This window comes from Sneathiella sp., assembly GCF_036960985.1.
Classification (GTDB): Bacteria; Pseudomonadota; Alphaproteobacteria; order Sneathiellales; family Sneathiellaceae; genus Sneathiella.
This window is the reverse complement of the sequence record NZ_JBALWD010000060.1, coordinates 1-9,838: the sequence shown is the minus strand read 5'-3', so window position 1 is coordinate 9,838 and position 9,838 is coordinate 1. Positions and strand designations below refer to the sequence as shown.

General features: G+C 46.8%; 9 protein-coding genes and 2 pseudogenes. 3 read left to right on the top strand and 8 right to left on the bottom strand.

The features are described 5' to 3' along the window. Nucleotides 1–215 (bottom strand): twin-arginine translocation signal domain-containing protein (locus V7723_RS19510; RefSeq protein WP_335686175.1); only part of this gene is annotated, 215 nt, incomplete at its 3' end. A gap of 340 nt (nt 216–555) precedes the next feature. Further along, entirely contained in the window at nt 556–981 is a 426-nt protein-coding gene (locus tag V7723_RS19505) for a VOC family protein (protein WP_335686174.1), read from the bottom strand. Between the two features lie 69 nt (nt 982–1,050). On the opposite strand from V7723_RS19505, the gene V7723_RS19500 reads away from it, so the two are divergent. Continuing rightward, a complete protein-coding gene (locus V7723_RS19500) occupies nt 1,051–1,638 on the top strand; it encodes a TetR/AcrR family transcriptional regulator (protein WP_335686173.1) in 588 nt (195 codons plus the stop codon). 410 nt (nt 1,639–2,048) lie between these two features. On the opposite strand, the gene V7723_RS19495 is transcribed toward V7723_RS19500, so the two are convergent. The 6 genes and pseudogenes from V7723_RS19495 to V7723_RS19875 all read right to left on the bottom strand — a co-directional run. Beyond that, a complete protein-coding gene (locus V7723_RS19495; RefSeq protein WP_335686172.1) occupies nt 2,049–2,756 on the bottom strand; it encodes an ABC transporter ATP-binding protein in 708 nt (235 codons plus the stop codon). Continuing rightward, nucleotides 2,756–3,508 (bottom strand): ABC transporter ATP-binding protein, encoded by a 753-nt coding sequence (locus V7723_RS19490; RefSeq protein ID WP_335686171.1) that lies wholly within the window; start codon nt 3,506–3,508, stop codon nt 2,756–2,758. Before V7723_RS19490 ends, V7723_RS19495 begins: the two co-directional genes overlap by 1 nt. Beyond that, complete coding sequence (locus V7723_RS19485) at nt 3,505–4,479, bottom strand: branched-chain amino acid ABC transporter permease (protein ID WP_335686170.1); 975 nt, start codon at nt 4,477–4,479, stop codon at nt 3,505–3,507. The genes V7723_RS19490 and V7723_RS19485 overlap by 4 nt, the downstream gene beginning before the upstream one ends. Continuing rightward, nucleotides 4,476–5,378, bottom strand: coding sequence for a branched-chain amino acid ABC transporter permease (locus V7723_RS19480; protein WP_335686169.1), 903 nt, complete (start codon nt 5,376–5,378; stop codon nt 4,476–4,478). The genes V7723_RS19485 and V7723_RS19480 overlap by 4 nt, the downstream gene beginning before the upstream one ends. Before the next feature lie 97 nt (nt 5,379–5,475). Then, nucleotides 5,476–6,789: an ABC transporter substrate-binding protein gene (locus V7723_RS19475; protein ID WP_335686168.1), complete on the bottom strand. Its 1,314-nt coding sequence runs from the start codon at nt 6,787–6,789 to the stop codon at nt 5,476–5,478. Nucleotides 6,790–7,314: 525 nt separating this feature from the next. After that, nucleotides 7,315–7,497, bottom strand: a pseudogene (locus V7723_RS19875) (tyrosine-type recombinase/integrase); the annotation flags it as partial. Nucleotides 7,498–7,519: 22 nt separating this feature from the next. Between V7723_RS19875 and V7723_RS19870 the strand changes: the two are divergent. Continuing rightward, nucleotides 7,520–7,618 (top strand): annotated as a pseudogene (locus tag V7723_RS19870) (formate transporter FocA); the annotation flags it as partial. A gap of 70 nt (nt 7,619–7,688) precedes the next feature. Then, nucleotides 7,689–8,882, top strand: a complete 1,194-nt coding sequence (locus tag V7723_RS19465) for an acetate/propionate family kinase (RefSeq protein WP_335686166.1) — start codon at nt 7,689–7,691, stop codon at nt 8,880–8,882. The last annotated feature ends 956 nt before the right edge of the window (nt 8,883–9,838 follow it).

Here is a 9,838-nt window from a genome sequence, read left to right as displayed (position 1 = left end):
CCGATTTGCGATAAGTCACTTTCGCGCACTGTGGCTCTGACTTCCTCAACAAAAAACCAGCTTCCACTGCCAACAATGGTAGCTCCTAAAGTGCCGTATCCAATTTTCTGCAGAAAATCACGCCGTGTGAGTTTCGTTTTGGGCGCTTTGTTCTTCGCAGACGAGCCGGCATTTCTATTTTTACCACGTTTCATCTGTCGCTTTTGCCGTTTCACTGTTTCAACCTCCCCCAAAAAATACAAGCAAGTCCGCAGTGAATTTTCTCACAGCTTTTAACCACTATAAAGTATGGAAATTTTATCTGTCCCGTCACAGATTCTCACATTGAAGTGATTGGAAATTTCCCCGCCCCAACACGCCTTGCATACCTGATCAAAAAAATTCAAATGTCCGCTATTGGCACAAAGCAGACTTGTAGCGACACCATCCTGAATGTCTGCTTTGTGCCAGTAGCGGCCCTCGCCGTTCAGATAGTGGAACGATAACTATGCGGAGAACGCCGTCGTTACTAGAATAGCAGCTATACAGGTAGGCGAGGCGCTTTGGAAAAAAACTTTAACTCGGGACAGCATCTTCGCGATACTGTTTGAAAAATTCTTCGCTTGGTGGAATTGGCTTGATCACGTCGATGAGTACACCGTTGGGATCTTGCGTAATGAAATGACGCTGACCAAATTCTTCGTCTTTGATTGCCAATAGGATTGGTAGGCGGCTCTCTGTTACGTTGTTAAAAACAGCATCCACATCTTCTACTTCGAAGTTTAGTATAAGGCCAGAAACTTTCCCCCTTGCTGAGGGAGGGACTGTTTCATGATCACCTTGCAAAATGGCAATGTTGACACTTGGATCTACCGCAGACTGAAGATGAACATACCAATCACTTTCAAATGCAGATGTAAAGTTAAAATGAGATTTGTAAAATTCCGCGGTTTCAGCAACTTTGTCAGTCATTATGACAGGATAGTACTGTGTGCATTTCATGGGTTTTCTCTCCTTTAAAAACAACATACACTTTGTATGTATGTGTAAATTAACAAACAGGCTGTATGTATGCAAGAGAAAAAAACGCGCCGTTCTAACGAGCAACGTACCAAACAAACTAGATCAGCATTAATCGCCTCGGCGAGAGCACTTTTTGTAGAAAAAGGCTTTACGGAAACAAGCACACCCGACATTGCAAAGGCCGCACAAGTAACGCGAGGCGCGCTCTATCATCACTTTGAAGATAAAACTGAACTGTTTCGCTCAGTTATTTTGGCCGAGTCTGAGACTGTTGCCTGCGAGATCGAAGAAAGTACATCTACTGACATGACGCCGCTTGAAGCCATGATGGAAGGAGCAAATGCATATTTTGAGGCCATGTCAGTATCAGGCCGCCCTCAGCTTTTGCTGATTGAAGGGCCGGCTATTCTTGGGCATGTAGAAATGCGCGAAATTGACTGGAGAACTGGGGGTGAGGAACTACGACAAGGGCTTCGGTTCATGCTGGAAGGCAAAAAGGACGACATCTCAATCGCTGCAATGGCCGATCTTTTGTCTGCTATGTTTGACCGCGCTGCGTTGGCAATTGCAGCCGGAGAAAACTCAGGCCCATACAAAACTGTGATGAATAACCTGCTAAGAAACCTGATGGAGTAAAAATCACATATTTCTCCACATGCCTCTCTGACCTTGATTTGAGCATCCCGTATCTGTATCAAGCAATTGGCTGCAGTGACCTAAAATCTCTCATCCTCAATTTATAGCAAGGCAATCACGTCCGCTAAGGGCTCGGAGTTGTCGTTCGCTTCAAATTCAGCGAACGTCCGCTTATGGCACAAAGCAGACTATACGCAGTCCAAACTATTTCGTCTGATCATAGATGCTAAGCAGACTAAACAAATGTTTCCTGGCATTGTCATATTAATTTACCCCACACCATCAACGGGCTTGTCCTGGCTACCTTTAGTAATGCCTCTCGGTCCAAACCCTCTTTAAGAGTGATAATGATCGCTATAGGCCGATTGACGGACGTTGTTGAGCGTACATCAAACTCAAGCTGTATCGAGCTAAGGCGTCACTTGGCGTGAACTTTGGCCTGCTTGGACTCTCTCACCGCGGCTGGCGCCGCTTCCATCACTGATAATGGCGCCGCGCTCTATAACATATTCACGGTCAAGTAAGGATACCGAATGCATCAATTCAGATTGAGCAATTAATATTGATAGATTTTCGCGCCGTAAAGCAGCAATAACTTCCATCAAACGTTGAACAAGAACGGGCGCAACACCTTCGAAAGGCTCATCAAGTAATAGGATTTTTGAGCCCGCCATCAAAGCACGCCCTAAAGCCACCAACTTTTGTTGCCCACCAGAAAGCAGCATTGCTTTGCGATTTGCCAGTTCTGTCAGTTCCGGAATAAGATCAAAAACCAGTTCCATTGAGGTCTTTACATCAATGTCATTATTGACCCATGCAGGTAGCATAATATTTTCCTGTGCGGTCAATTGTGGCACTAGTCGACGATCCTCTGGCATATAGCCGATTCCAAGCGCCGGGCGCTTATGGGCATCAAGGGATGTAATATCCGTGCCATCCAATATTACCGTACCTTGAGTTGGTTTCATCAGTCCTACTATAGTACGCAGGGTTGTTGTCTTGCCAGCACCATTGCGTCCAACCAGACCAACAAGCTCCCCGCCTCCTATACTAAGCGAAAGATCCCGTAAAATTGGAACCGACTGTATAGAGACATTTATATTTTCTAGGGCAAGCATTATTTGGGACCCCCCGTAATATAGCGCTGAACATCAGGGTCCGCGAGCAACTCCTCCGGCGTATCATTTGCAATTATACCACCATTATAAAAAGCCAGAACACGTTCCGAATACCGAGTGACAATATCCATGTCATGCTCAACAAACACGATGGTGACATCGGCTGCCCGCAACGCATCAATAACAAGATCCATAATAGGGAATTTTTCTTCTGCAGCCACGCCGCTGGTCGGCTCATCGAGCAACATTACTTTTGGGGATCCCGCCATCGCCATTGCGATATCAAGTAATTTACGGACCCCCGCCGGCAACTCACCAATCAACCGATCACGGTAATCAGAAATTCCAAATTGTTCCAGAACTATCAAGGCGCGTTCATTCTCTTGTTGGCCTTTAGCGCTACGCCAAAAAGACGGCGGGTGATCCGCATTGATACTGAGCGACAAAAGCATATTCTCAAGCACGTTTAACTCAGCACAAAGTTGCGGTATCTGAAAGGATCGGCGGATACCGGCTCGGGTGACCTTTCGCGGCGAATAATTGGTAATATCCTTTCCATCGAAAAGAATTTTTCCTTGATCAGGTTTTGTATAACCCGTCACCATATTAACAAAAGTTGTTTTGCCGGCACCATTTGTACCAATGAGGCTCCAAACAGCGCCTTTTGGAATGGCAATGTTAATATCGCGTGCAGCCGTCACAGCACCAAAGTTCTTGTTAAGCCCCTCAGCCACTAGAACAGGCTCTGTCATGATTTTTCCTCTACATCGTTTGCTTTGACGCGCTCAGATTTCTTTGTAAATAATTTCAATGATCCCAGACCCTTTGGTAAGAGCAATATGACAATTAGCAGGAATATACCGAGTGAGAGTTGCCAAGTATTGGGAAAATAGAGGTTGGAGAAAGAACGAACAACTTCAAGGACGATTGAACTGAAAATCACCGCTGGAATAGACAAATGGCCCGCAAGAATAGCAACGAAAACGAATTCGCCTGACGTTGTCCAATAGGCATATTCCGGATCTACATGGCCAATGGCCAAGCCTGCAATCACACCGCCAAGTCCCCCTAAAATAGCAGCAAAAACATAATTGATACTTATAACTGAACGAACAGATGCACCGAGATATTCGACACGAAGTTCATTATCGCGGATCGCTAACGAAATTAGTCCGCGATGACTGTCAAAGAAAATACGCATCAGGGAACCTGCGACGACGGTCACCAGACATGTGTACAAATAAATTGATAACCCCAGTTCCCGTCCTTCAGGCTCATATCCAAAAAAAGTAGGTGAGGAGATATTTATACCATCCGTACCGCCAATAAAGGACATTTTTGACAGGACACCATACAAAATCATCGATAATGATAGGGACAACATAGCGAAAAAGATACCGCGATAAGACGCGAGCAATGGGCCAAAAATGATTCCCATAGTGGCGGACAGTGCAATCCCAACTAAGCTTAGCAGAAAAATATCCGTGATGTTTAACCAACTAGAAGCAAATCCTGCCGCATAGGCTCCTAGGCAGAAATAAAGTCCCTGACCAAAAGAAACTAAACCGCCTCGCATCAAACCAACCAGTCCCATCGCAACCAATCCTTTGGCCAACGCGATTGACATCAAGAACATAACCCATTCGGGGAATAACCACCCGCCCATAACCATGGCTATCAATGCCACAATCGCGCCAATCCAAACCGAGCCGAACAATCTCATATTTTCCTCGCTTTGGTTTTCTGGAATAGGCCTTCGGGTCGAAAGACCAGAACGGCGGCCATTACCAAATAAATGCTAAACAATTCCGCTTCAGGCATTAGGTGAACGGATGCGGCTCGCGAAATTCCAACAAATAATGCACCAATCGCCGCCCCCTCAATTGATCCAAGTCCACCGATAATCACAACGGCAAAAGCGAGGATGATTACATTGACACTAATTCCGGGCGAAACTGATATCATTGGTGCGGTTAATGCCCCTCCAAGTGCCGCAAGAAATACTCCGGCAGTAAAGGAGACAAGGAAAACCTTATTGACATTTACGCCCATGGATTGGCTCATTTCTCTGTCATGAATGACAGCAAGAACCACTTTTCCCTGATTTGTTCGGTTCAACACGAACCAAACTAGCAAGCCGACCGCAATTGAAATCGCGATCACGAGGAAATCATAGGTGACGTAGAATAACGGGCCGAACTCTACAGTTCCAAGAAGATCGTAGGGCTGATAGACGAATAGCGGATCAACGCCCCAAATAAGTTTCATAACATCTTCAAGGATAAGGAAAATACCGTACGTAACCAAAACCAGAACTACTTCATCGCGGCCATAAAAATAGCGTAGAAGGAAAATTTCCAGAACCGGGCCAACAATAACAGCAACCAGAATGGTTGCTAAGATCATGGCGGCATAACTTCCCATGGGGAAGCCCTCTCCGCCCATAGCAAAATAGGCACCGACTGCTGTAGCGGTAGCATATGCCCCCATGGCATAAATACTACCATGCGCCATATTCAGGATATTTAAAACACCAAAGACCAGTGTTAGTCCGACAGACACAATGAACAGCCAAGCGCCATAAATTAGTCCATCAACGAGAATGACTGCAATTAGATCCATGGAATAACATCCACAAAATACAAAAGGTATGAAAAATGACCACGCACTGCAACCAATCCAGCGCGTGGCCCGTTATCGGAATACTAAGCTAGCGGTATTAACATTTGGCGCCAGGGAAGCCGGCTTTGATCCAGTCAATTCCTTTGGTGCCTTCAGGCGGATTGACGCATCTAGAGGCATAGAACTCCACATCGACGAGAACCATCTCGTTAGCAGCTTCATCCCACTTGGTCCGGCCAATTGCGTTGGGCTGAATAGCTTGATGACCATTAGCAAGTGCCATTTCAATTCGGCCTGATGGGGCGTCCCAAGACAAGCCAGTCATTGCTTTCGCCAATTCTTCTGACGTTGGTTTCTTGCCACCATTATCCTTCATAGCTTTTTCGACAGCTGATTTTAACCCCAGCAAGCCTTGAACCATACGATAAGGTGCCTGAACCGGGAATACATTGTGCTCTGCTTGGTAAACATCCCAGAACCAATTTGTAAGATCGTTGCCTTCGATTTTTGCGGCGAGCCCGTTCACGCCACGAGCACCCAAAATAACACCGTTTGGCATTTTCTTGCCAAGCTGTGGAATAACATGGTCACCGGCCGACAACACTACTTGTGTCCGTTCAAACAAACCGCGAGCACCCGCCTGCAATATAAATGCCTGCAAGTCACCGCCCCACAGACTTGAATGTACTAAAGACGGTTTCTTCCGCGACAAAGCAGAAATTTCTGTACCATATTGTCCAGCAAAAATTTTCGGGAATAAAGCAGTGCCAACTTTTGAATCCGGTGAAATTACTGCCATAGAAGCAATAAAGTCAGCCCATGAGTCTTTACCCCAAGAGTAATCCTGATTGATACCAGCTATCGTATCGGCTTTAACATCGTGTGTTTTTATGTAGCGAGCCAACGAAACATTATCCATGACTGCGTGAGCCGCTGAACGGAATACATAATTATACGAGCCCTCTTCAAACACGCGAGGAGTACCGCAATCATACAATATTGTAAAAGCTTTGAGTTCGTCTGCAACTGGCGGTATCGCGAGGCAATCACCAGAGCTTACATATCCGAGAACCGCATCAACTTTTTCCCGTTGAATCAGATTACGGAACTCTTGTACTTGCTTTGTCGCGCCTCCGGCTTCGTCAACGATCACATATTCGATCTTCATACCGCCGAAACCCTTTGTTCCGTATGGTCCAGGCACCTCGCCGCCACGGTTGAGAGCTTCTATTAGGGTTTTACCACCATTCCATGCCGGCACCCCAAAACTTTCAGCCGCGCCGCCAGACAAGAAAGTGACAATGCCGACCTTGAAGGTTTCTTCTGCCGTTGCTGTGCCAGCAGAAAAAACTCCTGCCGCCAGCGCTATCGCAGCAATCGCCGTTCTAGTTGGTTTTTTTAATATATTCACGTTGCGAAACTCCCTCTTTTTTGAAAAGCCATTGTTTTTTGATCGGCTCGCTAGCAAAAGTCGTATTGGCTCCAGTTATACTGTCCGCCTCCAAGTAAGTCGGTAAACAGTTATTCGAAGAACCGTGCTAACATTATTTATTGTACTTAAACGGTTCTCGTTTTTTGGGCTTTTTGTGACAGTTTTTATTTATTTTTATCTCACAAGTATATATTTCAAAGCATGGCGAATTTCATATATCTACGCCATGAGCCAACAAAAGGTTACAGAGAACTCATGTCGAATTGACAGCAGCAGAAACATAACTTCTCAGTTAAGAGTGTATCGCGCAAGAGAAACAATCAAGTAAATTTAGTATCATCGGTTGAAGTTGAGTATAAATACTAATCCTTTTTTTCAAAAATGGGCATCGTCACACCTTGGGTTCGAAATTGTCGTTCGCTTCAAGTTTACCTAGTGACCGCTTCTTGCACTAAGCAGACCCCCGCTGAATGGGGCAGAGTATGTCTGCTCTACCCCGGCATATCAGACGTCGACTTGCTCGGCGATTGCAAGGGCGCCATCGACCTTAATACCAAGATATCTGGCGGTGCTTTCGACTTTGGAATGTCCTAATAGCAGTTGCACCGGCCGAAGGTTTCCCGTCTTGCGGTAAATGAGTGTCGCTTTGGTTCGCCTTATCGAATGTGTGCCAAACAAAGACGGATCAGAATATGTGACTTTGAGCGGCCTGTTCTGGAACTTGCTGCCGGTCACACTTGGAAACATCGTCGGCGGTAGCGGCTTTGTTGCCCTCACCTATTGGCTAGTCTATCTGCGGACCAAATGATAACCGCCGGTCATTAGAAATTGCAGGCTCTTGCCTTGCTTTATTCTCATCTTAGGTGGAAACTCTCCATATGACCGATGTGATTTTGATCCTTAATGCAGGATCTTCCAGTATAAAATTCGCCCTCTATCCAGTATCCATAATGGGGTCTACACCGCTGATTACTGGGAAGATTGCCGGCATCAAGAGAGCGCCTGTCTTTCGAGCCCTCGGGCCAACTGGCCGTGACCTGCCCCTGGGGGATCTGGCCGTTCTGGACGTTGAGGAAGACCAGACAGCTCTGACGCGTCGTCTCCTCTGTTGGTTGGAGGACCATACTCAAGGGGATACTGTTATCGCCGTCGGCCATCGGGTTGTGCATGGTGGGCAGCAGTTTGCCAGGCCGGCCTTACTGGACGAGAACGTCATTAGTGAGTTGGAAAAGCTTCAGGCGCTTGCTCCGCTCCACCAACCCTATAATCTGGCCGCCATTTCCCTCGTTTCAGCCCTAATGCCGAATGTACCGCAAATTGCCTGTTTCGACACGAGTTTCCATCGAACCCAACCGCGCCTTGCACAGATTTTCCCGCTGCCCCGCCAATTTGCCGACGACGGCTTACTCCGATACGGCTTTCATGGCCTGTCCTATGATTATATCGCCGGTGTCCTGCCGGATCACCTGGGGAACAAGTCAGAGGGCCGGGTGATTGTGGCCCATCTTGGAAACGGTGCTAGTATGTGTGCCATGAAAAACAGGCGAAGCGTCGCCACCAGTATGGGATTTACGGCACTTGACGGCCTGATGATGGGCAGTCGGCCCGGATCTTTGGATGTAGGCGTCATCCTGCATCTGATTCAGGATCAGGGCATGACACCGGCGGAGGTACAGGATCTGCTCTATACCAAATCCGGACTGCGCGGCGTCTCCGGGATCAGCAATAATATGCAGGTCTTGCTCGAAAACCGCCACCCGCATGCCCAGGAAGCCATCGACTTATTCTGTTATCGCGCGGCTGCCGAACTCAGTGCCCTACTTCCCGCTTTGGGAGGGCTTGACGCGATTATCTTTACGGCAGGTATTGGCGAGAAAGCCCCAATAGCCCGAAAGCAGATTTGTGGCCATTTGTCATGGTTAGGCGTCTGTCTGGAAGAAAGCGCCAATGCCGCAAACGCCACCGTTATTAGCACTCCGGACTCAACTGTCGATGTTCTGGTGATTCCAACCAATGAAGAAGAGGTTATCGCCACTGCAACATGCCGGTTAGTGGTCGAGAATTATACCTAGAAAGACTCTTTCTTCTGTGTAACCTCAATAGGCTACCCGAAACTCTTACAAATTGATGGACCAGCGTAATTCACAGAAAAAGACGTCGTCTTCAGTTGGATTTATAGGGCTAAGAAGGTTTCGTTAGCGTCTACCTAGTTGTCGCGAGAGCCTACTGCAAGGGGCGCTATGTTCGCAACCCGGAAGCTCATGCAAACTAAACGAACTTCTGCACTGGCCCATTATTTCACGTTGTGATCGGTCATCAATATCACTCAGCGGCAACACAGCCTTGTCAATTATGAACTATGAGTAGCCATTCGCACAATTTCCATGAATGTCCGCTTTTGGCACTTAACAGACATCGTAGGTGCGACAACGCCATGTTTGGTTCTGGGATCAGAGCGGACAATTAGAGAGAGGTCCGGCGCCGTTGGCCGTTCTCCTTAATATAAAATGGGCTACTCATTTCCATATTACAAAATTAGCTTTTTGCAGGATCAGCCAGAACGCTTTCGGCCAATCTGCGATGTAGGCAACAGTTACTTGCCGGACGGATACCAATCTGGGGCCTTGTCACTGGCAAACAGGGATTGATCCGGTTTTGCCGCATGATCTAAAGGTGACTCAGTCATAATAGCAATTGGTTTTTCTCTACTTAAGTCATTGAAAAGATTGGCGCACCCGACACGATTCGAACGTGTGACCTCTGCCTTCGGAGGAAGAGGGTTTAGGAGATATCAATATTCTTTTACATGCATTACTAAGTAAAAACAATAAGTTATAAATATTTGCGGCTCCCTATATTCTTGTATTTTCCTCTACGGTGGGTACTATTTGGGTGCTGGAAGGAAACGAGCATTCAATTTTGACGGAATTCATATTCATGGATTTCGGGCGGATGGCAGTCTGAATTAACATGAGATGATGGCTCAAGAGCTGGTAAGTTTTTTGCGGCAGTTTTCCAGTAGAGGCCC

What these genes read in the sequence shown, in the direction of transcription:
- V7723_RS19505 (WP_335686174.1), bottom strand. Translation starts at nt 981, where the DNA reads ATGAAATGCACACAGTACTATCCTGTCATAATGACTGACAAAGTTGCT.
- V7723_RS19500 (WP_335686173.1), top strand. Translation starts at nt 1,051, where the DNA reads ATGCAAGAGAAAAAAACGCGCCGTTCTAACGAGCAACGTACCAAACAA.
- V7723_RS19495 (WP_335686172.1), bottom strand. Translation starts at nt 2,756, where the DNA reads ATGCTTGCCCTAGAAAATATAAATGTCTCTATACAGTCGGTTCCAATT.
- V7723_RS19490 (WP_335686171.1), bottom strand. Translation starts at nt 3,508, where the DNA reads ATGACAGAGCCTGTTCTAGTGGCTGAGGGGCTTAACAAGAACTTTGGT.
- V7723_RS19485 (WP_335686170.1), bottom strand. Translation starts at nt 4,479, where the DNA reads ATGAGATTGTTCGGCTCGGTTTGGATTGGCGCGATTGTGGCATTGATA.
- V7723_RS19480 (WP_335686169.1), bottom strand. Translation starts at nt 5,378, where the DNA reads ATGGATCTAATTGCAGTCATTCTCGTTGATGGACTAATTTATGGCGCT.
- V7723_RS19465 (WP_335686166.1), top strand. Translation starts at nt 7,689, where the DNA reads ATGACCGATGTGATTTTGATCCTTAATGCAGGATCTTCCAGTATAAAA.